Source organism: Streptomyces sp. NPDC042346, assembly GCF_055581845.1.
In genome coordinates, this window is sequence record NZ_JBVJEH010000001.1 from 1,396,543 (window position 1) to 1,419,165 (window position 22,623).

A 22,623-nucleotide genomic window follows, 5' to 3' on the forward strand; every position below is an offset into this window, starting at 1 on the left:
TCAGGCGGTCTCGTGAATCAGGACAGCGCTCAGCGCTCGGCTACTGCTGATCGCCTTGGTGCTCGGGTCATAGTCCGCGGCGATCACCATGGAGAACGGTGCCGTCCCCACCTGCTTGTACAGGTCGGCGACGTTCTCGGAGAGGAAGTGGGCCACGCCCAGCGAACCGACCGCGTGGACGCCAGCGATCAGCAGGAAGTTGCCCTGCCCGTCAGGCCTCAGCAGCCTGCCGAAATACGCGACATCCGTCGGCGACGGCGTCTCGGGGTCGTCGGTAGGGGAGGTGTGTACGGTGCCGGCGTCCCGCTCGATCAAGGCCCAGCGCCCATCGGGCAGGGTCTCGAAGGCCAGCCGCGGGTCTTTGCCCAGCGCTTCGGCGGTTACGGGTGACGTCTTTGGGCCGCAGACGACCATCAGGTCATCACGGTTGAGGTCGATCTCGCCGGAGGTCGGGATGTAGCCGAGGTCTCCGTCGAGTTGAAGCCGGTGCGCCAGGGCCAACAGCTTCTGTCCCGTGGAGCTGTCTTCGAGCGCTACGTAATCCCGCTCGCCCGGCCGCATGGGCACGAGCACCTGGGCGTGCTCGGTACCGAGGAACGCTCGCTCCGGCGGGGGGCCGGCATCGCGGAGCTGTGCCACGCGCGCCCGGCTGACGCCCATCATCTTGGCGACGTCCGCCATGGAGTGCCCGTTGTCGCGAAGCCAAGCGATGCTCTCCTTACGCATGCGAGAGGTCTCGACGACAGCGGCTTGCAAGTCCCCCATCAGCTCCACGGCGGCCTTCACGCGGAGTGCGTGATCTTGCATGGCGGCGACCCGCCGCACTTCCTCAATCACGGCGAACACCTCGCGGAACCGGACATAGGGCTGACTTCATACCCACATGTTAAGGGGGGCTTGACACCTTGCACCAGTCGCAGGCATCTTGGGTGCTAACCCCCCCTTACCAGTGTTGGGGTTCCAACGCCCGGGCTGTTAAGCCCCCCTTACCGGGAGAGTGGACATGCCGTCCTTCAAGATTGACCTTTCGACCGCCGTGGTGTTCGTGGCCACGGCTCCCGCGCCGAAGCTCGTGAGCAAGCAGACCGGTGAGCGCGCCATGGACCGGGAGACGGGCGCCGGTCTCTCCACGGTCGGACTCCTGATCTCCGACGAGGGAGAGGGCAACCTCTACCAGGTGACCATCCCGGAGACGGGTCTCCCCGACGGGCTCGCGCCGGGTATGCCCGTGTCGGTCATCGGGCTCAAGGCCCGGGACTGGGAGAACACGTTCAACGGCCAGACCCGGCACGGCATCTCGTTCCGCGCCGTCGCTGTCACCCCGATGGGTGCCTGACCATGACGGATCTGTCGACGTTATGGGAGGTCGGCCTCCCGCTCGCCGGGGCCGCCGGCGGTCTCGGATACGCGAAGGTCCGCGCGCCGGGTGTCTTCTGGTCGCTGATCGGTCTGCCGGTGGCGACCACGCGGTTCGCGGTGACGTACCGCTCGACGATGGACGTGTGCGGGCTGACGGTCCAGCCGTCCCGCCTGAGGGCGTTCATGGTCCGTACCGTCGCCCGCCGCCCCGACGTGCAGCCCGTGCCGCCCAAGGTCCGCCGCATCCGGGTCACCTCGACTGGCCTGCTGGTCACCCTTCGGCTCCCGGCCGGACTCGAACCCGCTGATGTGATGGCGGCCTCCGAACGCCTGCGGCACGCCTGGGGCGTCCACTCCGTGAACGTTGTGGAGACCAAGCCGGGGTTCGTGGAGCTGCGGATGACCGGCTACGACGTCCTGCGGAAGGTCCGGATGCCCCGTCGCCGGGTGCACTCCGGGCCGATGACCGTGCCGGTCGCCCTGCGGGAGGACGGGACCGCGTTCGTCCGTGACTACCTCAAGGTCCCGCACGCGCTCACCCTCGGTGCGAACCAGTCGGGCAAGTCGATGTATCAGCGGAACCTGGTCGCCGGGCTGGCCCGGCTGCCGGTGGCCCTGGTCGGCATCGACTGCAAGCGCGGTGTCGAACAGCGCGTCTACGCGCCCCGCTTCTCCGCCCTCGCGATTACGCCAGAGGAGGCGGACGGCCTCCTGGAGGTCCTGGTCGGGGAGATGGAAGAGCGCTTCGACCTCCTCAGTGAACACGGGGTCGGCGACATCTGGGACCTCCCCGACGACGTCCGCCCGGCCCCGGTGGTGGTCCTGGTCGACGAGGTCGCGGAGCTGTTCCTTGTCGCGACGAAGAAGGACGAGGAACGCCGGGACCGGATGGTCACCCAGCTGATCCGTCTGGGGCAGATGGCCCGTGCGGCAGGCATCTTCCTGGAGGTGTGCGGGCAGCGGTTCGGCTCCGACCTCGGCAAGGGCGCCACCGCCCTCCGCGCCCAGCTCACCGGCCGGACCGTCCACCGCGTCAACGACAAGCAGACCGCCGAAATGGGCGTCGGCGACATCGCCCCCGACGCCGTGGTCACCGTGCTGACCATCCCGCCCGACCGGCCCGGCATCGCGGTCGCGGGTGACACCTCCGGCGGCTGGTCCCGCATCCGCACCCCCGCCCTCACCGCCGCCGAAGCGGCCGCGATCTGCGCCGTGTACGCGCACCTGACCCCGGACCTGCCCGCTCTCGCGGGCTACCGCCCGGTCCTTCCGGCCTCCGGCGTCGCTCCGGAGTCGGTTCCGCTCGTCAAGCCTGCGCCGACCACCGCCTAGCGCACCCCTCCCCACCGCGGTTGGCGTGACCGTCTCACGCCAGGTCCCTACCTCCCCCATGCCCGAAAGGAGGTGACCCTCATGTTCCGCACCCTCCGCCTCGATGCCGTCCTCATCCAGGCCGTCATCGCCGGGGCCCTGTCCTTCGCCCACCTGCATGACCTGGCGGCCGCGGCCGGTCAGGACGGCTGGAAGGCGTGGGCCTACCCCGTCTCCGTCGACCTGCTCCTGGTCGCCGCCTGGCGCCGGATGCGCGCCAACAGTGCCAACCGTGATGCCTGGCTGTGGTTCGCCATCGCCCTCATCGCCTCGCTCGGCGCCAACGTCGCCACCGCCGGACTCCTCGACATGACCGACGTCCCGGACTGGCTGCGCATCCTCGTCGCCGGATGGCCCGCCCTCGCCTTCCTCGGCGGCACCCTCCTCGCCCACGCACCCCACCCCACACCCGGACCCACACCTGTGCCGGAACCCGAACCCGCCGTCGACCTCATCGTCGAACACTCCCCGGAACCGGCACCCGAGCTGCCGCCGGCCGAACCTGCCCCGGCAGAAATCCCGCAGGACCCCACGCCGCAGGAAGTGCAGCCCAAGCCGGAGCCCGCTCGTGAGGTGCCTGCTGTGGCAGTTCCGCCCGCGCTCCTGGCGCATGCCCAGAAGATCGCGGACGCCCACCGGGCCCAGACCGGTGCGCCGATCGACGCGGAGACCCTCCGTACCCGCCATGGCCTGCCCGCTGCCCTCGCGGACTCCATCGCCCTCCAACTCGCCTGACCAGGAAGGAGGTAAGACCCGTGCGCCCCAACCGCTTCCACCACGTGATCAAGATCGGCCCGGTTCAGATCGGCACCCACCACGACGGCCGGGGCCGGACCAAGCACACCGCCGTGTGCACGGCCCCTGGCTGCGACTTCTCCGCCGACTACAACACCCGCGCCGCCGCGGAACTCGCCGCCAGCACCCACCGCTGCAACCCCCGCTAACCACATAGGAGATCCGCGTCATGGACGTTCCGCTCTGGCTCGCCCTGATCGTCGTCGGCGGCCTCGGCATCAAGCTCATCCGCCCGCCCTGGTGGCTCGTCGCCGTCCTCCTCCTCGGCGGCTACCTCCTCGCCGACAGCCTCCTCACTCCCATCATCGACCCGATCACCAAGTAGGGAGACCCGCCATGCTCCGACCGCACATCCCGGTCAACCCGCTCCCGACCGGCATCGCCACCCCGCTCATCCAGCCCACCCCCACCGCGGCCGACATCGAGCCGACCGCCCCGGCCCAGGCCCCGGTGCCGACCGCCCCGGCCCGCGCCACCTCGGTCCAGCTGACCCCGGGCAGCGCGCTCGCCCTCGCCGCCGGCAGTGGCGCGGTCGTCCTGGTCGTCGGCGCCGTCCTGGTCTCGATGCTCCTCGCGGTCGCCATCACCGGTGTCTCCGTCGCGGTGTGCGCGGTGGTCCTCAAGTCCCTGATGAACCAGGAAAGGAAGCACTGACATGGGTCTGTTCAGCCGCAAGTCCAACGGCACCCCGGCCAGTCAGGAGATGGCGGAGCTGGGACGCGAGTACGCCATCGCCAAACGCCACGGCGACCGCAAGGCCCTTGGTCGCATCACCCGCCAACTCGGCTCCACCCACGTCAGCGACACCGACCGGGCCTCCTTCCAGCAGGGCCGCGACGCCTACGACGCCATCCCGCCCATCAAGCCCATCCGTAACCGTCGCAAGGGCCGGTGACCCCATGGACACCCAGACCCTTGCCGCCGCCGGGTTACCGGCCCTCGGCTGGGCCCTGCACGGCGGACTCCTCCTGCGCCGCCTGGCCACCGCCCGCCGTGACCCCCTCACCGGCCTGCACACCCGCGCCGGATGGACCACCCGCGCCGAGCACCTCATCAGCAAGCACCCGGGTGCGCTCGTGGTCCTGGTCGACCTGGACGACTTCAAGGCCGTCAACGACACCCACGGCCACGCGGCCGGAGACACCGTCCTCACCACCACCGCGGCACGCCTGGCCGATTGGTGCGGACGCCACGGGGTCGCCGCCCGACTTGGCGGGGACGAGTTCGCCGCCATCGTCACCGACCCCGCCCACACCGCCGGCCTCTTCGCCCTTCGGGCCGCACTGGCCGAGCCGGTCACGCACAACTGCCGAACCCTGCGGGTCTCCGCGTCGGTCGGCCACTGCCACCGCGACCAACTGCCGGTCCCGCTCCTGACCGACGCCCTTTCGGCCGCTGACGCGTCGATGTACGCGGCCAAGGGCCACGGCAGGCGCAACACACGCTGAGCGGCCCCCGGGGCGGCCTCGGTCGCCAAACTTCCGCCGCCCCGGGCGCCTGAACCCCACTCCAGATTCAACGGACCCGAAAGGGAGCACTCATCATGTCCCAGACCACCCCGACCGTGCGCGTCTGCCGCGACTGCGACGGCTTCGCCACCGTCCACATCGCCACGGGGACGACCACCCAGGACGGACAGCGCCGCACCCTCGCCGCCAACTGCCCGGCCTGCAAGGGCACCGGCACCCGTACCGCCCCGGCCTTTTTCGCCCGCGCGGGGAAGTGACTGCTTTGACCCACGCCGCCCTCCAGGCGGGCCTGGACCCGGCCACCCTGAGCGACCTGCTCCGGATGGCCGGGTCTCCCGGCTTCGACCGCCTCACCGAACAGATCCGCCGCACCGGAGGATGCACCGCCCCCATCCGCCTCACCGGCGGCACCAAGACCCTCGACCCGGTCACCAAGACCCTGCTCCACGCCTACAACACCGACGCCGAACCCGGGGGCGTCCTGCGCGTCGCCTGCGGCAACCGCCGCGCCTCCCGCTGCCCCGCCTGCGCCTGGACCTACGCAGGCGACACCTACCACCTCATCCGCGCCGGACTCGTCGGCAACCCCGACAAAGGCACCCCGGAGACCATCCGCGAACACCCCCGCGTCTTCGCCACCCTCACCGCCCCGTCCTTCGGCCCCGTCCACAACCGGCCCGACAACCGCCCCTGCCGCTGCGGCACCCGCCACCCCGAGGATGCCCCGGAGCTGGGCATCCCGCTCGACCCGTACGCGTACGACTACGCGGGCGCGGTGCTGTGGAACAACCACGCCTCCGAGCTATGGCGCTACTTCACGATCTACCTCCGCCGCGAGATCGCCGCCCGCGCCGGCCTCACACAGAAAGCCGCCCGCGAACAGTCCCGCGTCTCCTTCGGCAAGGTCGCCGAGTACCAGAAGCGCGGCGCCGTCCACTTCCACGCCGTCATCCGCTTCGACGGACCCACCGGACCCCACACCCCGCCCCCGCACTGGGCCACCCTCGACCTCCTCACCGACGCCATCCGCGCCGCCGCCGCCCGCGTCCGCGTCGTCGTCCCCGCCAACGAGGAATACGGCTTCGTCAACGACTGGGTTCTCCAGTGGGGCACCCAGCTCGACATCCAGCCCATCGGCGCCTTCGGAGACGGGGAGGAGCTGACGGAGGAGGCCGTCGCCGCTTACGTCGCCAAGTACGCCACCAAGGCCGCCGAGACCACCGGTGCCGTGGACCAGCCGGTGGGCAACAAGGAGGCCCTGATCCTCCTCGACGTCCCCGACCACCCCCGGCGCCTCATGGAAGCCTGCATGGACCTCGATCCGGCCTACCCCAATCGACGGCTCCGCGCGTGGGCTCACATGCTCGGCTTCCGCGGCCACTTCTCCACCAAATCCCGCCGCTACTCCACCACCCTCGGCGCCTTACGCCAGGTCCGCGCCGACTACCGCGCCGCCCAACAACGCACCGCACTCGGCCTGCCCGACCCCGACGAACACCCCGAGTCCACCGTCCTCGTCGTCGCCCACTGGGCCTACGCCGGCCACGGCTCCACCCCCGGCGAGTCCTGGCTCGCCGCCAACATCCGCCGCGACATCCAACACAACCGCGAACACGCCCGAGAGATCCGCGCCGAACTCGAAGCCCAGGGGGATGAACTGCTGTGAAGGACGAACTGATGACCGTGCCGCAGATCCTCGCGGCCCTGGGCGGGGTGTCGCGGCGTACGTTCTACCGCTGGCGGGAGTTGGGGCATGGGCCGGCTGCTTTCAAGCTTCCCAACGGAGAGCTTCGAGTGTGGCGGAGTGACTTCGACACCTGGCTCCGCGGACTGGAGACGGCTGCGTGAAGTCGCTCGATGTGAAGGTCTGGAGCGTCCGGAAGCGCGACACCAAGACTCCCTCGTACGGTGTCCGCTGGTCTGTGGCGGGCAACGTCTCGTCTGAGTCGTTCCGTACCAAGGCGCTCGCAGATCACTACCGCACGAAGCTCATGCGAGCGATGCGGGATGGCGAAGAGTTCGATACGGAGTCTGGTCTGCCTGCCTCGATGGAGGTGAAGAAGTCAGCCGTATCGTGGTACGACTTCGCCCTCAGGTACCTGGCGATGAAGTGGCCTCATGCCGCCCCGAATACGCGAGACGGCATAAATGAATCGCTTACCAGCGTCACGGTGGAACTCCTTGATGACCGCCCCGGACGCCCGACCGACCAGTTGATCCGTAGAGCACTGCGCAACTGGGCCTTCGTGATTCCGGGGCCCGCTGAGCGAGAAGTGCCGGACGACGTGCGGAACGTCCTTCACTGGGTATCCAAGGCTTCTCGGCCACTCGCTGATCTTGCTGAGCCTGCTACGGCTCGTGCGGTGCTTGATGCCCTGAAACTCAAGCTCGACGGGACCGCGGCTGCTGCGGAAACCGTACGGCGCAAGCGTCGGACCCTCGTGAATGCAGCGAACTACGCCGTGGACCTGGGGGAGCTGCGGGAGAACCCGATCACGGCTGTCCGCTGGCAGAAGCCGAAGGTGTCCAACCAGGTCGATCCCCGCGTCGTCGCCAACCCGGAGCAGGCTCGCGATCTGCTGACGGCTGCTTCCTACGTCGGTGGGTATCGGCGGGCTCGCGGTCGTCGATTGGTCGGCCTCTTCGCCGCGATGTACTTCGGCGGCCTTCGCCCGGCAGAAGCCGTTGGCCTGGTCGAGACGGACCTCGTCCTTCCCGAGCAGGGCTGGGGCTCGGCACTCCTGCATCGGACCCGGCCGTCAGTCGGCAAGCAATGGACGGATTCGGGGGAGACCCACGACGACCGCGGGCTGAAGAACCGACCGACCGAGGACGTTCGGCGTGTGCCCATCCCGCCTCACCTGGTTGCCGTTCTCCGTGATCATCTGGGCACGTTCGGCACAGCCGACGACGGGCGCCTGTTCTTCAGCGAGAAGGGATCGGTAGTTCCCTCCTCGACCTACTACCGCGTCTGGCAGGAAGCCCGGCTCCTCGCGCTTCCGCCGGCCGTCGCCGCCTCGCCTCTCGCGAGTCGGCCGTACGACCTTCGGCATTCGGCGCTGTCGACCTGGCTCAATGCCGGTGTCGACCCGACCGAGGTGGCCGAGCGTGCTGGCAACAGCGTGGAGGTCCTGCTGACCCGCTACGCGAAGTGCCTCGACGGGCGTCAGGACGTCGCCAACCGCCGCATCGAGGACCTGCTCCGCGAGTACGAGTGAGGTCACTGGATGTGCCTGAGGCCCCTGGAGATATCCCAGGGGCCTCGCCGTTGTGCATTGTGCGCGGGCCGATGGACGAATGGCCCTCAAACGCTCGCGGTAAGTCGTGGGGCTTGATCTCTTCGCCTACTTGCGGACCTTCGCCAGAGCCAGCTGCACCAGCTTCAGCGCTGCCTTAACAGAATCGTCGTCGCGAAGTGGGCAGTTCACGACGTACTGGTGCCCCGGTCGGACATTGCGGTAGCTGACGTGCGACTCGTTGAGATCGCTCACGTCCTCCCTGGTCAAGCGCAACGTCAGGCCACCGCTTCGCGGCTTGACGTATGCCACAGCCCCGTAGCGCCGGATGCCGGCGTCGTGCACCATCACGTAGTCAGTGAGACCGTCCGGAGTGCGCTCGGACGCGCCTGGACCGATCTCGACATCGCCGAGGTCAACCACCCCTCGCAAGAAGTCCAGCACTCGCTTGGCGACATCTGCGCTGCGGGCTCGACCACTGACTAGATCGCTGATCTGGGCCCACTCCAGCGCATCGACCGGTGTCTCGGTGGCGACCTCGGCGGGTGCCCCTGAGTCACTGTCCTCGTCCGTGCCGGTGAGCCGAAGGAACTCAGCGATCTCCTGTGGAGTGCCATCGATCAGGCGCATTGATCCTTCTCTCTCACGCATACTCCAGGCTGTGCTTGCTGACTCAAGCCTACTCACGAGAACTCACGCGTGTACAGGCGCTCGTGTGTGGATGTGTATCCCGTGGAGCGAGTCGAGTCGCGAATTGAAAGGCACGCTCCGGACCGCGCGGACGTGAGAGAGGGACCTCGACTCAGTCGAGTCGTGGGGTAGTGAGCTTGGCGTGGAGCTGCCGCAGACGTGATGAGCTCGAAGTGGTCGCCACCCAGGTACTTCTGAGCGCGTATAGCCAGACGCCGATCGGCAGGAGTGCAGTTCGTGAGGGCGAGTGGCGTTCCTCTCCGCGCTGGCGGCTGCCCCTGTAGGCACCGCTTCCGCTGGCGCTCACCTGCGGCGATGCCCCAAGATCCCGTCCACGCCTCGTCCACAGACCCCGACATACGGCGGCTCAGGGCGACATGCGGCTGCACATACAACAAGACCCCGCGCTCAGCGTTTCCGCTGATCACGGGGTCTGTGTGGCACTTCCTGCGAAGTGCCCCCGGCAGGATTCGAACCTGCGCACACGGCTCCGGAGGCCGTTGCTCTATCCCCTGAGCTACGGGGGCGTCCGCCGCGTTCGGCGGCGACGGGTTGAACACTACCAGCTCGTTGGGCGTGCCTGTGAACAGGTATTTCCGTGGTGTCACCAGGGGCTGGGTCCCTCGCACGGGTCGGAAGTGGGCAAAACCCGGACGCAGCCCCTCGGGGCGTCCTACTCTCATTCGTGTGTCAGGCGTGTCCGGTCGGGTGCTCGTTGTCGACGACAACAAGGTGATCCGGCAGTTGATCAGGGTCAATCTCGAACTCGAGGGGTTCGAGGTCGTGACCGCGGCCGATGGTGCCGAGTGTCTGGATGTCGTACATCAGGTCTGTCCTGATGTCGTCACCCTGGATGTCGTCATGCCCCGCTTGGACGGGATCAAGACGGCCGAGCGGCTGCGGGCCGATCCGCGGACCAGACATCTGCCGGTGGCGATCATCAGTGCCTGCGGCGAGCACGACGTGGCCGGTGGGGGCGGTGCCGGTGTCGACGCCTTTCTTGCCAAGCCTTTCGAGCCCTCCGAGCTCGTCCGTGTCGTGCGTCAGTTGATGCACCACGAGCGCCGGGAGCGTCGGGAGGCCACCGGGCAGGACGGGGGAGAGGAGCCGCCCGCAGGGGAGGGGCGGGACGAAATCCGAGAGGAATCCCGGCGCGCCGGGAGTGCGCCCGGCGCTCTGTGAGGAGCGAGTGGGACGGACCGGGTGCCCGCATGGCGAAACCGGTTCGCGCTCGTACCCCCCTCCTCCCCTAGGCTTGCCCCGTGACCCCCGCGGACCTCTCCCTCACCGTGCTGCACGCCGTGCGCCGTGCGGTCGACGACGGTGCGCTGCGGGTCGAGGTGCCCCCGCGGGTCAAGGTCGAGCGGGCCCGGCCCGGCGGCGCCGGGGAGTACGCCAGCAACGTCGCCCTCACCCTTGCCAGGTCCGCCGGACGCAGCGCCCGCGAGGTCGCCGGAATCATCGAGGAACGCCTCCGTGACGCACCCGGGCTCAGCGGTGTCGAGATCACCGGGCCCGGGTTTCTGAACTTCACCCTCCGGAGCGACGCGGGGAGTGATCTCGTCCGGACGGTTCTCCGTGAGGGGCTCGTGTACGGGCACGGCACCTCCCTCTCCGGCACCACCGTCAGCTTCGCCGAGGTGACGGAGTCGCGGGCCGTTCTCGTGACCGACGTCGTGGTGCGCCTGCTGCGTTCCCAGGGGGCCGAGGCCGGGGGCGGCGGCAGCGAGCGGGTGTACGTACAGCCCGGGACGTACGAAGAGGACAGGCTCGGGCGCGACGCCGCTCGATGGGCCCTCCTGCGGGCCGCGCCGCACGACCGGCCCCTCGACGGGACGCCCCTCCTCGCCCAGCACGAGCGCAACTCCCTCTTCCGGGTCCGATACGCGTACTCCCGGGTGCGGAGGCTGCTCGTCAACGGGGAGCAGCTCGGTGTCAGTCCCGTGGCCGAGGTTCCCGTTGACGCTCCCGGAGGACCTGAGCTTCTCTCCGTCCTCGGCGACCATCCCGTCGTCCTCCTCGCCGCCGCCCGCCACCGCGCCCCCGACCGGCTCGCCCGGCACCTGGAAGCCACCGCCGACGCGCTGCTCGCGTTCCAGCACACCGTCCTGCCGCTCGGCGACGAGAAACCCTCGGCCGCCCACCGCTCCCGGCTGGCGCTCGCCGAAGCCGCCGGGACGGTGCTCGCCGGTGGCCTCTCCGTGCTCGGCATCAGCGCACCCGACCGGATCTGAAAGAGCAGAAGAGCAGACATGAGCCGTTCCGCCCACCCCGCAGGCCCCCGCCACGCAGACGTCCTCACCGAGGGGCACTACTCCGCGCCGCCCGCCGACCTCAACGTCCTCGACCCGAAGGTGTGGGCCCGGACCGTCGCGAGGGACGAGCGGGGGGTCGCCACCGTCGGCGGGATCGGTGTCGACGCGCTCGCCGAGGAGTTCGGCACGCCCGCCTACTTCCTCGACGAGACCGACTTCCGCGCCCGCTGCCGCGCCTGGGCCGAGGCCTTCGGCAAGGACGCCGACGTGTTCTACGCCGGTAAGGCGTTCCTCTCCCGGGCCATCGTGCGGTGGCTGAAGGAGGAGGGGCTGAATCTCGATGTGTGTTCGGGGGGCGAGCTGACCACCGCGCTGTCCGCCGGCATGCCCGCCGAGCGCATCGCCTTCCACGGCAACAACAAGAGCGAGGACGAGATCCGCACGGCCGTCGAGGCCGGCGTCGGACGGATCGTGCTCGACTCCTTCCAGGAGATCGTCCGGGTCGCGCACATCGCCCAGTCGCTGGGCAAGCGGCAGCGCGTGCAGATCCGCGTCACCGTCGGCGTCGAGGCCCACACGCACGAGTTCATCGCCACCGCGCACGAGGACCAGAAGTTCGGCATCGCGCTCGCCGGCGGGCAGGCCGCCGAGGCCGTGCGCCGCGCGCTGAAGCTCGACGGGCTCGAGCTCATCGGGATCCACTCGCACATCGGGTCGCAGATCTTCGACATGGCCGGCTTCGAGGTGTCCGCCCGCCGCGTCGTGCAGCTGCTCGCCGAGGTGCGGGACGAGCACGGGATCGAGCTGCCCGAGATCGACCTCGGCGGCGGCCTCGGCATCGCGTACACCTCCGACGACGACCCGCGCGAGCCGCACGAGATCGCCAAGGCGCTCGGCGAGATCGTGACGCGGGAGTGCGAGGCCGCCGGTCTCGCCACGCCCCGCATCTCCGTCGAGCCGGGGCGCGCCATCGTCGGGCCGACCGCCTTCACGCTCTACCGGGTCGGCACCGTCAAGCCCCTCGAAGGGCTGCGGACGTACGTGAGCGTCGACGGCGGCATGTCGGACAACATCCGCACCGCCCTGTACGACGCCGAGTACAGCGTCAGCCTCGTCTCGCGGACCAGCGACGCCGAGCCGATGCTCTCCCGCGTCGTCGGCAAGCACTGCGAGAGCGGTGACATCGTCGTACGGGACGCCTTCCTCCCCGCCGACCTGGCCCCCGGCGACCTCATCGCGGTGCCCGCCACCGGCGCGTACTGCCGCTCCATGGCCAGCAACTACAACCACGCCCTCCGGCCGCCCGTCGTCGCCGTCCGTGACGGCGAGGCGCGGGTGATCGTCCGGCGCGAGACGGAGGAAGATCTCCTGCGCCTCGACGTCGGGTGATGAAATAGTCGAGTCATAACCGAGTGATGAAATAGATGTCTCAGGATCCGGACAGGGGGCGGAAACCCCCGTCCGGTGAGTGAGACTGGTCCCACCGTAGAAATACGAACGTAGAAATACGAAGCAGAAGTACGAGAAAGAGGTCGGATGATGCGTACGCGTCCGCTGAAGGTGGCGCTGCTGGGCTGTGGAGTGGTCGGCTCAGAGGTGGCGCGCATCATGACGACGCACGCCGACGACCTCGCCGCGCGCATCGGCGCCCCGGTCGAGCTCGCCGGCGTGGCCGTCCGCCGCCCGGACAAGGTCCGCGGGGGCGTCCCGGCCGAGCTGATCACCACCGACGCGACCGCCCTCGTCAAACGGGGCGACATCGACGTCGTCGTCGAGGTCATCGGCGGGATCGAGCCGGCCCGCACCCTCATCACCACCGCGTTCGAGCACGGCGCCTCCGTGGTCTCCGCGAACAAGGCGCTCCTCGCGCAGGACGGCGCGACGCTCTACGCCGCCGCCCAGCAGCACGGCCAGGACCTGTACTACGAGGCCGCCGTCGCCGGCGCCATCCCGCTGATCCGGCCGCTCCGCGAGTCCCTCGCCGGCGACAAGATCAACCGTGTGATGGGCATCGTCAACGGCACGACGAACTTCATCCTCGACAAGATGGACAACTCCGGCGCCGGATACTCCGAGGCGCTCGACGAGGCCACCGCCCTCGGGTACGCCGAGGCCGACCCGACCGCCGACGTCGAGGGCTTCGACGCCGCCGCCAAGGCCGCCATCCTCGCCGGGATCGCCTTCCACACGCGCGTGCGCCTCGACGACGTCTACCGCGAGGGCATGACCGAGGTCACCGCCGCCGACTTCGCCTCGGCGAAGCAGATGGGCTGCACCATCAAGCTGCTCGCGATCTGCGAGCGGGCCGCCGACGGCGAGTCCGTCACCGCGCGCGTGCACCCCGCGATGATCCCGCTGAGCCACCCGCTCGCCTCCGTCCGCGAGGCGTACAACGCCGTCTTCGTCGAGGCCGACGCCGCCGGGCAGCTCATGTTCTACGGCCCCGGCGCCGGCGGCGCCCCGACGGCCTCGGCCGTCCTCGGCGACCTCGTCGCCGTGTGCCGCAACAAGCTCAACGAGGCCAACGGCCCCGGCGAGTCCGCGTACACCCAGCTGCCCGTGAGCCCCATGGGCGACGTGGTGACGCGGTACCACATCAGCCTCGACGTGGCCGACAAGCCGGGCGTCCTCGCCCAGGTCGCGACGGTCTTCGCCGAGCACGGCGTATCCATCGATACGGTGCGCCAGCACGGTCGACAGGACGGAGACGGCGAGGCCTCTCTCGTCGTCGTCACCCACCGCGCGCCCGACGCCGCCCTCTCCGGGACCGTCGAGGCGCTGCGCAAGCTCGACACCGTACGCGGTGTCGCCAGCATCATGCGTGTTGAAGGGGAGTAAAGGACCCATGACCAGCAAGGGCACCCACCAGTGGCGCGGCATCATCGAGGAGTACCGGGACCGCCTTCCGGTCACGGACACGACGCCCGTCGTCACGCTCCGTGAGGGCGGCACGCCGCTCGTCCCCGCTCAGGTCCTCTCCGAGCGCACGGGCTGCGAGGTGCACCTCAAGGTCGAGGGCGCCAACCCCACCGGCTCCTTCAAGGACCGGGGCATGACCATGGCCATCACCAAGGCCAAGGAGGAGGGCGCGCAGGCCGTCATCTGCGCGTCCACCGGCAACACCTCCGCCTCGGCCGCCGCCTACGCGGTACGGGCCGGCATGGTGTCGGCCGTCCTCGTGCCCCAGGGCAAGATCGCGCTCGGCAAGATGGGCCAGGCGCTCATCCACGGCGCGAAGATCCTCCAGGTCGACGGCAACTTCGACGACTGCCTGACGCTGGCCCGCAGCCTCTCCGAGAACTACCCGGTGGCGCTGGTCAATTCGGTCAACCCGGTGCGCATCGAGGGTCAGAAGACCGCCGCGTTCGAGATCGTGGACATGCTGGGCGACGCCCCCGACATCCACGTCCTGCCCGTGGGCAACGCCGGCAACATCACGGCGTACTGGAAGGGGTACACCGAGTACGCCGCCGACGCCATGTCCACCCACCGGCCGCGCATGTGGGGCTTCCAGGCCTCCGGTTCCGCGCCGCTCGTGCGCGGCGAGATCGTCAAGGACCCGTCGACGATCGCCACCGCGATCCGCATCGGCAACCCGGCCTCGTGGGACTACGCGATCGCCGCGCGCGACGAGTCGGGCGGCTTCATCGACGAGGTGACGGACCGTGAGATCCTGCGCGCCTACCGCCTGTTGGCCGCCCAGGAGGGCGTCTTCGTCGAGCCCGCGTCGGCCGCCTCGGTCGCCGGTCTCCTGAAGGCCGCCGAGCAGGGCAAGGTCGACCCGGGCCAGACGATCGTCTGCACCGTCACGGGCAACGGCCTGAAGGACCCCGACTGGGCCGTGGCCGGCGCGCCGCAGCCCGTCACCGTCCCCGTCGACGCCGCGGCCGCCGCCGAGCGTCTCGGCCTGGCCTGATCCCACCGCTTCACCCCGCCCTCGCGCGGGGTGAAGCGCTGATCGAAACCCGATCAGGAACGTACATAGGCGCACAGGTTGGCCCGCGACACGCATCGTGCGCCTCCTGTGCGCCCTATGTCGCCACAGAACCTTCCTTCGATAGGCTGTACCGAACCCGCCCCGACGCATATGCGCGGTGTTGTTGCCGTTGTCGCCTTCGTGGCCGAAACGGCCCCCGGGTCCCCGAGTACCTCTCAAGCCAAGCCTGTTGTGTGAACCACCTGTTGTCGCAATCAAGGAGAGTCATCGAGCGATGGCCGGTCCAGCGTTCCGCGCCGCCGCCGTACGGGTGCGCGTCCCCGCCACCAGCGCCAATCTCGGCCCGGGCTTCGATGCCTTCGGCCTGTCGCTGGGCCTCTACGACGACGTCGTCGTCCGGGTAGCCGACTCGGGGCTGCACGTCGACATCGCCGGCGAGGGTGCGGAGACCCTCCCGCGCGACGAGAGCCACCTGCTCGTACGTTCCCTGCGCACGGCCTTCGACCTGCTCGGCGGACAGCCGCGCGGTCTTGAGGTCGTCTGCGCCAACCGCATCCCGCACGGCCGCGGCCTCGGCTCCTCCTCCGCCGCCATCTGCGCCGGCATCGTCGCCGCCCGCGCCGTGACCATAGGCGGGGACGCCAAGCTCGACGAGGCGGCCCTGCTCGAACTGGCCACCGAGATCGAGGGGCACCCCGACAACGTCGCCGCCTGTCTGCTCGGCGGCTTCACGCTCGCCTGGACCGAGTCCGGCGCCGCGCGGGCGATCAGGATGGATCCCTCGGATTCCATCGTTCCGGTGGTTTTCGTCCCCGGGAAGGCGGTACTGACCGAGACCGCCCGCGGACTTCTGCCCCGCACCGTCCCGCACGTGGACGCCGCGGCCAACGCCGGGCGCGCCGCCCTCCTCGTCGAGGCCCTGACCCGTCGCCCCGAGCTGCTGCTCTCGGCCACCGAGGACCGGCTGCACCAGGAGTACCGGGCCCCCGCGATGCCGGAGAGCATCGCCCTTGTGAACCGACTGCGCGCGGACGGCGTCCCCGCGGTCATCTCCGGCGCGGGCCCCACGGTGCTCGCGCTGGCCGAACACGGGACGGCCGACAAGGTCGCCCGACTGGCGGGCGAGGGCTGGGCCGCGAACCGGCTCGACCTCGACGCGTCCGGAGCGAGCGTGCTGCCGCTGGCGCCCTAGGGGCACGGCGGCGCGGGGGCGCCGGGCAGCGTCCCCGCACTGCTCCGGACACGAGATTGCCGGTGAGGGAGAGGGGGAATGTTTGTCGGAGCCGGTAGTGTTAACCTCAAGTCAGCACCCGGCGCCTTTGTGGCGCGGTGCTGAGTGTCCCCATCAGGGACCACCGATTCTTCCGGGAGCCTCCCCAACTGCCTGAGCAGCCTGCCTGAGCAGTTTCGAGCACGCTCCGGAACCGGCACGACACCCCTCGCTCTTTCGCAGTGAGGGCCGAGCAGGGGGCGCTCGGGCCGGACCCACAGCACGTTTCTCTCTCCGCCGTACCCGGCGGGACCACCGCCCCGGACACGGTCCACAAGCCAGGACCCTGCCGGACAGCACAACCGGTCGCCGAGCCAGATGGCCGACGTCCGCTCCAGGGAAGGACCCTTCGTGAGCGACACCACCGATCTGATGGGCGTGACTGCCGACAACAGTGTCGACACCGCCGCGCCCGCCGCAGGTGCTGCCACCGGCGGCACCGCACGGCGCCGCCGCTCCGGCACCGGCCTCGACGGCATGGTCCTGGCCGAGCTGCAGCAGGTCGCGTCCGGCCTCGGCATCAGGGGCACTGCGCGGATGCGCAAGAGCCAGCTGATCGAGGTCATCAAGGAGGCGCAGGCCGGTGGCGGTTCCGCCGCCCCCGCCAAGACCGCCGAGGCCGTCGAGACCAAGCCGAAGCGCCGCGCCACCTCCAAGGCCCGTACGGGCGACACCGCTGCCGAGGCCGCCGCGCCCAAGGTCGAGAAGGCCGAGAAGGCCGTCGCCCAGCAGCAGATCGACATCCCGGGTCAGCCGGCCAGCGACGACCAGCCGGCCGGTGAGCGCCGTCGTCGTCGCGCCACCGCCCCCGCCGGTTCGCCGGAGGGCGAGGCCAAGGCCGAGGCCGCGCAGGTCGTCAAGACCGAGGCCCGCGCCGAGACCCGTACCGAGGTCAAGACCGACGCGCAGGCCGACGCCAAGGCCGAGGGTGCCGTCGACGGCGCCGAGGGCCGTGGCCGCCGTGACCGCGGCGAGCGCGGGGAGCGCGGCGAGCGCCGTGACCGCCGTGACCGTCAGCGCGAGCGCGGCAAGGGCGACGAGCAGCAGGGCGGTGGCCAGGGCGGTCAGCGTCAGCGCCAGGGCGGCCAGGGTCAGGGCCAGCAGGGCCAGGGCCAGGGTCAGGGTCAGGGCCAGAGCCAGGGTCAGGGTCAGCAGGGTGGCCAGCAGGCCGGCCCGCAGGACGACTACGACGACGAGGCGGGCGGCCGTCGTGGCCGTCGCGGTCGCTACCGCGACCGTCGTGGCCGTCGTGGCCGTGACGACTTCCAGGCCGGCGAGCCGCAGGTCTCCGACGACGACGTCCTGATCCCCGTCGCGGGCATCCTCGACATCCTCGACAACTACGCGTTCATCCGGACCTCCGGCTACCTGCCCGGCCCGAACGACGTGTACGTCTCCCTCGCCCAGGTCCGCAAGAACGGCCTGCGCAAGGGTGACCACGTCACCGGTGCCGTGCGTCAGCCGAAGGACGGCGAGCGCCGCGAGAAGTTCAACGCGCTGGTCCGCCTGGACTCCGCGAACGGCATGGCCGCCGACTCCGGCCGCGGCCGCCCGGAGTTCAACAAGCTGACCCCGCTCTACCCGCAGGACCGGCTCCGTCTGGAGACCGACCCGGGCGTGCTGACCACGCGGATCATCGACCTCGTGTCGCCGATCGGCAAGGGCCAGCGCGGTCTGATCGTGGCCCCGCCGAAGACCGGCAAGACCATGATCATGCAGGCGATCGCCAACGCGATCACGCACAACAACCCCGAGTGCCACCTGATGGTCGTCCTGGTCGACGAGCGTCCGGAAGAGGTCACCGACATGCAGCGGTCGGTCAAGGGCGAGGTCATCTCCTCGACCTTCGACCGTCCGGCCGAGGACCACACGACCGTCGCCGAGCTGGCCATCGAGCGCGCCAAGCGTCTCGTGGAGCTGGGTCACGACGTCGTCGTCCTGCTCGACTCGATCACCCGCCTGGGCCGCGCGTACAACCTCGCGGCGCCGGCCTCCGGCCGCATCCTGTCCGGTGGTGTCGACTCGACCGCGCTCTACCCGCCGAAGCGCTTCTTCGGTGCCGCGCGCAACATCGAGGACGGCGGCTCGCTGACCATCCTCGCCACCGCGCTGGTCGACACCGGTTCGCGCATGGACGAGGTGATCTTCGAGGAGTTCAAGGGCACCGGCAACATGGAGCTCAAGCTCGACCGGAAGCTCGCCGACAAGCGCATCTTCCCGGCGGTGGACGTCGACGCGTCCGGCACCCGTAAGGAAGAGATCCTGCTCGGCGCCGACGAGCTCGCCGTCACCTGGAAGCTGCGCCGTGTGCTGCACGCGCTCGACCAGCAGCAGGCGATCGAGCTGCTTCTCGACAAGATGAAGCAGACGAAGTCGAACGGCGAGTTCCTGCTCCAGATCCAGAAGACGACGCCTGGCGGCAAGAACGACGACTGACGTGTGACCTGCGTCACACGACGGTCGCGCGACCGGAGCGGGACTTCGATCTCGTAACCCAGTCGTGACCTGCGTAAACCACTGCGCCCACCGTGCCCCGCACGGTGGGCGCAGTGCGTTGCTCAGCGAAACCTCACAGGTCCGCATGCAACCCTTTTGGGTGCTTCGCCGTCACACATGGTGAACCGAGGGCCTGAGGGAAGACGATGACCGAGCAGAACAACAGCGGCCGAATACCCGGCGCGGGAAGCGGCCGCCGCCGCAAGCCGCCCGCGAAGGGCCGACGCCGCCTCACGATCCTCCTGTCGGGGGCCGCAGCGGTCCTCGTCCTGGGCGGGGCCGGTCTGGGGTACGTGTACGTCAAGCTCGACGGCAACATCAAGGGCGTCGACATCAACGCCCAGCTCGGCGCCGAGCGCCCCGACGACGTCGACAACGGCTCGATGGACATCCTCGTCCTCGGCTCCGACTCCCGCTCCGGCGACAACGCCACGTACGGCAAGGACGAGGGCGGTGCCCGCTCCGACACCGCGATGGTCGTCCACGTCTCCGAGGGCCACAAGAAGGCCAGCGTGGTGTCCATCCCCCGCGACACCCTCGTCGACCGGCCGCGGTGCACCGACGGGAAGGGCACCTCCGTCCCCGGCGAGCAGCGCGCGATGTTCAACACGGCGTACGAGGTCGGCGGCCCGGCCTGCGCCGTCAAGACCGTCGAGGCGATGTCCGGCATCCGCATGGACCACTACATCGAGGTCGACTTCACCGGCTTCAAGAAGCTCATCGACGAACTCGGCGGCGTGGAGATCACCACCACCCAGCCGATCCAGGACTCCAAGAGCCACCTCGACCTCGCCCCGGGCACCCACACCCTCGACGGCGAGCAGTCCCTCGGCCTCGTCCGCACCCGCAAGAGCGTCGGCGACGGCAGCGACCTCGGCCGCATCCAGCTCCAGCAGGCCTTCATGAAGGCCTTCATCGACCAGGTCAAGGACGTCGGCGTCCTCACCAACCCGGCGAAGCTCCTCGACCTCGCCGACGCGGCCACCAAGGCCGTCACCCCGGACTCCGAGCTCGACTCGGTCCAGGAGCTGATGGGCTTCGCCAAGGGCCTCTCCGGCATCAGCCCCCAGAACGTCCACATGGTCACGCTGCCGGTCGAGTACGACCCCGCCGACCCCAACCGCGTCGTCCCGCTGGAGGCCCAGTCCCAGCAGGTCTGGACGGCCCTCAAGACCGACAGGCCGATCCCCGCGTCGGCGACGAAGGACGCCGCCACGGGCAAGGCCGACGGCGTCGTGAAGTAGCCCCTCCGGGCAGCCGACGACGACCGGGGACGGCCGGGGACGGTCGGGGGACGGCCGGGGGACGGCCGGGGGAGGGTCGGTGACAGGCCGGGGGAATACTTTCGGCCGGACCCCGGTTTGGGGAGATGCGGCCGGTCCTGGCAGACTGGTACGTCGGCCCCGGTTCACGTCTTCCGCAATCCGCGGAGGCGACCCGGAGCCCTCCCGAAACTAGGAGACACCTTGAAGCGCGAGATTCACCCCCAGTACGTCGAGACCCAGGTCAGCTGCACCTGTGGCGCGTCGTTCACCACCCGTAGCACCCTGACCGACGGCACCATCCGTGCCGAGGTCTGCTCCGAGTGCCACCCGTTCTACACGGGCAAGCAGAAGATCCTCGACACCGGCGGCCGCGTGGCCCGCTTCGAGGCCCGCTTCGGCAAGGCTGCTGCCGCCAAGTAGCGAGCCCCTGCGCCGGTCCACGGTCGCCCCGCGCGGGTGGCCGGGACCGGCGCTTTGCCGTCCCGTAGAACTGACGAAAACCAGGAGCCCCCGATGTTCGAGGCGGTCGAGGAACTGGTCGGCGAGCACGCCGACCTGGAGACCAAGCTCGCGGACCCTTCGGTCCACGCCGATCAGGCGAACGCGCGCAAGCTGAACAAGCGCTATGCCGAGCTGACCCCGATCATCGCCACCTACCGCTCCTGGAAGCAGACCGGTGACGACATCGAGACCGCCCGGGAGTTCGCACACGACGACCCCGACTTCGCCGCCGAGGTCAAGCTGCTGGAGAAGCAGCGGGAGGAGCTCACCGACAAGCTCCGCCTGCTCCTCGTCCCGCGCGACCCCAGCGACGACAAGGACGTCATCCTGGAGATCAAGGCGGGCGCGGGCGGCGACGAGTCCGCCCTCTTCGCCGGCGACCTGCTCCGCATGTACCTCCGGTACGCCGAGCGCGTCGGCTGGAAGACCGAGATCATCGACGCCACCGAGTCCGAGCTGGGCGGCTACAAGGACGTCCAGGTCGCCGTGAAGACCAAGGGCGGCAACGGCGCCACCGAGCCCGGCCAGGGCGTCTGGGCCCGCCTCAAGTACGAGGGCGGCGTCCACCGCGTGCAGCGCGTCCCCGCCACCGAGTCGGCCGGCCGCATCCACACCTCCGCCGCCGGCGTGCTCGTCACGCCCGAGGCCGAGGAGGTCGAGGTCGAGATCGTCGCCAACGACCTGCGCATCGACGTCTACCGCTCGTCGGGCCCCGGCGGCCAGTCGGTCAACACCACCGACTCCGCCGTCCGCATCACCCACCTGCCGACCGGCATCGTCGCCTCCTGCCAGAACGAGAAGAGCCAGCTCCAGAACAAGGAGCAGGCCATGCGCATCCTGCGCTCCCGGCTCCTCGCCGCCGCGCAGGAGGAGGCCGAGTCCAAGGCCGCCGACGCCCGTCGCAGCCAGGTCCGTACCGTCGACCGCTCCGAGAAGATCCGGACGTACAACTTCCCGGAGAACCGCATCTCGGACCACCGCGTCGGCTTCAAGGCGTACAACTTGGACCAGGTGCTCGACGGCGATCTGGACCCGATGATCCAGGCGTGCGTCGACGCCGACTCGGCCGCCAAGCTGGCCGCGGCGTAAGTTCCGTAAGCCCCACCCCGCACCACGGAGGACCAGCGTGAACCTGCTGCTTGCCGAGGTGGCCCAGGCCACCCAGCGGCTGGCCGACGCCGGCGTGCCCTCACCGCGTTTCGACGCGGAGGAGCTCGCCGCGTTCGTGCACGGCGTCAAGCGGGGGGAGCTGCACAACGTCAAGGACGCGGACTTCGACGCCCGCTACTGGGAGACGATCGCCCGCCGCGAGGCCCGCGAGCCGCTCCAGCACATCACCGGCCGGGCGTTCTTCCGCTACCTGGAGCTCCAGGTGGGGCCCGGCGTCTTCGTGCCCCGCCCCGAGACCGAGTCGGTCGTCGGCTGGGCCATAGACGCCGTACGCGCCATGGACGTCGTCGAACCGCTCATCGTCGACCTCTGTACCGGCTCCGGGGCCATCGCCCTAGCCATGGCGCAGGAGGTCCCGCGCTCGCGCGTGCACGCGGTGGAGCTCTCCGACGACGCCCTCGTCTGGACCCGGAAGAACGCCGAGGGCTCCCGCGTCACCGTCCACCAGGGCAACGCGCTGACCGCGCTCCCGGAGCTGGACGGCCAGGTCGACCTGGTCATCTCCAACCCGCCGTACATCCCGCTCACCGAGTGGGAGTACGTGGCACCCGAGGCCCGTGACCACGACCCGGAGATGGCCCTCTTCTCCGGCGAGGACGGCCTCGACACCATCCGCGGCATCGAGCGCACCGCCCACCGGCTGCTGCGCCCGGGCGGCCTCGTCGTCATCGAGCACGCGGACACCCAGGGCGGGCAGGTGCCGTGGATCTTCAACGAAGAGGCCGGCTGGGCCGACGCCGCCGACCACCCGGACCTGAACAACCGGCCGCGCTTCGCGACCGCCCGCAAGGCCATGCCATGACCGGCAT

At 70.0% G+C, this 22,623-nt stretch carries 25 protein-coding genes and 1 tRNA gene; 23 read left to right on the forward strand and 3 right to left on the reverse strand.

The window, feature by feature from the left end:
- Positions 1-837 (reverse strand): sigma-70 family RNA polymerase sigma factor, encoded by an 837-nt coding sequence (locus tag ACZ6K0_RS06625; protein WP_469227637.1) that lies wholly within the window; start codon positions 835-837, stop codon positions 1-3.
- 166 nt (positions 838-1,003) lie between these two features.
- On the opposite strand from ACZ6K0_RS06625, the gene ACZ6K0_RS06630 reads away from it, so the two are divergent.
- The 12 genes from ACZ6K0_RS06630 (at position 1,004) to ACZ6K0_RS06685 (ending at position 8,212) form a co-directional block, all read left to right on the forward strand.
- Positions 1,004-1,336 carry an SCO3933 family regulatory protein gene (locus ACZ6K0_RS06630; protein ID WP_469227636.1) on the forward strand — a complete coding sequence of 111 codons (333 nt, stop codon included), beginning with the start codon at positions 1,004-1,006 and terminating at the stop codon, positions 1,334-1,336.
- Positions 1,337-1,338: 2 nt separating this feature from the next.
- Positions 1,339-2,691, forward strand: coding sequence for an FtsK/SpoIIIE domain-containing protein (locus ACZ6K0_RS06635; protein WP_469227635.1), 1,353 nt, complete (start codon positions 1,339-1,341; stop codon positions 2,689-2,691).
- Between the two features lie 81 nt (positions 2,692-2,772).
- Entirely contained in the window at positions 2,773-3,465 is a 693-nt protein-coding gene (locus ACZ6K0_RS06640) for a DUF2637 domain-containing protein (protein ID WP_469227634.1), read from the forward strand.
- Positions 3,466-3,485: 20 nt separating this feature from the next.
- Entirely contained in the window at positions 3,486-3,674 is a 189-nt protein-coding gene (locus ACZ6K0_RS06645) for a mobile element transfer protein (protein ID WP_469227633.1), read from the forward strand.
- Positions 3,675-3,694: 20 nt separating this feature from the next.
- Positions 3,695-3,850 carry a hypothetical protein gene (locus ACZ6K0_RS06650; protein WP_469227632.1) on the forward strand — a complete coding sequence of 52 codons (156 nt, stop codon included), beginning with the start codon at positions 3,695-3,697 and terminating at the stop codon, positions 3,848-3,850.
- 11 nt (positions 3,851-3,861) lie between these two features.
- Positions 3,862-4,179, forward strand: a complete 318-nt coding sequence (locus tag ACZ6K0_RS06655) for a SpdD-like protein (protein WP_469227631.1) — start codon at positions 3,862-3,864, stop codon at positions 4,177-4,179.
- A 1-nt stretch (position 4,180) separates the two neighbouring features.
- The gene (locus ACZ6K0_RS06660) at positions 4,181-4,420 is read left to right on the forward strand and encodes a hypothetical protein (RefSeq protein WP_469227630.1); all 240 of its coding nucleotides are present in this window, start codon (positions 4,181-4,183) and stop codon (positions 4,418-4,420) included.
- 4 nt (positions 4,421-4,424) lie between these two features.
- Positions 4,425-4,973: a GGDEF domain-containing protein gene (locus ACZ6K0_RS06665; RefSeq protein ID WP_469227629.1), complete on the forward strand. Its 549-nt coding sequence runs from the start codon at positions 4,425-4,427 to the stop codon at positions 4,971-4,973.
- Positions 4,974-5,068: 95 nt separating this feature from the next.
- Positions 5,069-5,251, forward strand: coding sequence for a hypothetical protein (locus tag ACZ6K0_RS06670; RefSeq protein ID WP_469227628.1), 183 nt, complete (start codon positions 5,069-5,071; stop codon positions 5,249-5,251).
- 5 nt (positions 5,252-5,256) lie between these two features.
- Entirely contained in the window at positions 5,257-6,660 is a 1,404-nt protein-coding gene (gene repSA, locus ACZ6K0_RS06675; protein WP_469228005.1) for a replication initiator protein RepSA, read from the forward strand.
- A gap of 11 nt (positions 6,661-6,671) precedes the next feature.
- Positions 6,672-6,842, forward strand: a complete 171-nt coding sequence (locus tag ACZ6K0_RS06680; RefSeq protein ID WP_056568115.1) for a helix-turn-helix transcriptional regulator — start codon at positions 6,672-6,674, stop codon at positions 6,840-6,842.
- Positions 6,839-8,212, forward strand: a complete 1,374-nt coding sequence (locus ACZ6K0_RS06685; RefSeq protein WP_469227627.1) for a tyrosine-type recombinase/integrase — start codon at positions 6,839-6,841, stop codon at positions 8,210-8,212. The genes ACZ6K0_RS06680 and ACZ6K0_RS06685 overlap by 4 nt, the downstream gene beginning before the upstream one ends.
- Before the next feature lie 126 nt (positions 8,213-8,338).
- Here the strand turns inward: ACZ6K0_RS06685 and ACZ6K0_RS06690 are convergent, their stop codons facing one another.
- Both ACZ6K0_RS06690 and ACZ6K0_RS06695 read right to left on the reverse strand, forming a co-directional pair.
- Positions 8,339-8,860 (reverse strand): hypothetical protein, encoded by a 522-nt coding sequence (locus ACZ6K0_RS06690; protein ID WP_469227626.1) that lies wholly within the window; start codon positions 8,858-8,860, stop codon positions 8,339-8,341.
- Positions 8,861-9,375: 515 nt separating this feature from the next.
- Positions 9,376-9,447, reverse strand: a tRNA-Arg gene (locus tag ACZ6K0_RS06695).
- A gap of 160 nt (positions 9,448-9,607) precedes the next feature.
- On the opposite strand from ACZ6K0_RS06695, the gene ACZ6K0_RS06700 reads away from it, so the two are divergent.
- The 11 genes from ACZ6K0_RS06700 to prmC all read left to right on the forward strand — a co-directional run bounded on the left by ACZ6K0_RS06700 (position 9,608) and on the right by prmC (position 22,616).
- Complete coding sequence (locus ACZ6K0_RS06700) at positions 9,608-10,102, forward strand: response regulator (RefSeq protein ID WP_376400072.1); 495 nt, start codon at positions 9,608-9,610, stop codon at positions 10,100-10,102.
- 80 nt (positions 10,103-10,182) lie between these two features.
- The gene (nrtL, locus tag ACZ6K0_RS06705) at positions 10,183-11,154 is read left to right on the forward strand and encodes an ArgS-related anticodon-binding protein NrtL (RefSeq protein ID WP_469227625.1); all 972 of its coding nucleotides are present in this window, start codon (positions 10,183-10,185) and stop codon (positions 11,152-11,154) included.
- Between the two features lie 18 nt (positions 11,155-11,172).
- The gene (lysA, locus tag ACZ6K0_RS06710; protein ID WP_469227624.1) at positions 11,173-12,564 is read left to right on the forward strand and encodes a diaminopimelate decarboxylase; all 1,392 of its coding nucleotides are present in this window, start codon (positions 11,173-11,175) and stop codon (positions 12,562-12,564) included.
- 150 nt (positions 12,565-12,714) lie between these two features.
- Positions 12,715-14,013 carry a homoserine dehydrogenase gene (locus ACZ6K0_RS06715; protein WP_469228003.1) on the forward strand — a complete coding sequence of 433 codons (1,299 nt, stop codon included), beginning with the start codon at positions 12,715-12,717 and terminating at the stop codon, positions 14,011-14,013.
- 7 nt (positions 14,014-14,020) lie between these two features.
- Positions 14,021-15,091: a threonine synthase gene (gene thrC / locus ACZ6K0_RS06720; protein ID WP_376400063.1), complete on the forward strand. Its 1,071-nt coding sequence runs from the start codon at positions 14,021-14,023 to the stop codon at positions 15,089-15,091.
- A gap of 295 nt (positions 15,092-15,386) precedes the next feature.
- On the forward strand, positions 15,387-16,304 hold the full coding sequence (gene thrB, locus ACZ6K0_RS06725; RefSeq protein ID WP_376400060.1) for a homoserine kinase: 918 nt from the start codon (positions 15,387-15,389) through the stop codon (positions 16,302-16,304).
- 429 nt (positions 16,305-16,733) lie between these two features.
- Positions 16,734-18,818, forward strand: a complete 2,085-nt coding sequence (rho, locus tag ACZ6K0_RS06730) for a transcription termination factor Rho (RefSeq protein WP_469227623.1) — start codon at positions 16,734-16,736, stop codon at positions 18,816-18,818.
- A 206-nt stretch (positions 18,819-19,024) separates the two neighbouring features.
- A complete protein-coding gene (locus ACZ6K0_RS06735; protein ID WP_469227622.1) occupies positions 19,025-20,122 on the forward strand; it encodes an LCP family protein in 1,098 nt (365 codons plus the stop codon).
- A gap of 222 nt (positions 20,123-20,344) precedes the next feature.
- Positions 20,345-20,563 carry a 50S ribosomal protein L31 gene (rpmE, locus tag ACZ6K0_RS06740; protein ID WP_376400051.1) on the forward strand — a complete coding sequence of 73 codons (219 nt, stop codon included), beginning with the start codon at positions 20,345-20,347 and terminating at the stop codon, positions 20,561-20,563.
- Positions 20,564-20,656: 93 nt separating this feature from the next.
- Entirely contained in the window at positions 20,657-21,733 is a 1,077-nt protein-coding gene (prfA, locus tag ACZ6K0_RS06745) for a peptide chain release factor 1 (protein ID WP_376400048.1), read from the forward strand.
- Positions 21,734-21,770: 37 nt separating this feature from the next.
- Positions 21,771-22,616, forward strand: coding sequence for a peptide chain release factor N(5)-glutamine methyltransferase (gene prmC / locus ACZ6K0_RS06750; protein WP_024761922.1), 846 nt, complete (start codon positions 21,771-21,773; stop codon positions 22,614-22,616).
- Positions 22,617-22,623 lie beyond the last annotated feature (7 nt).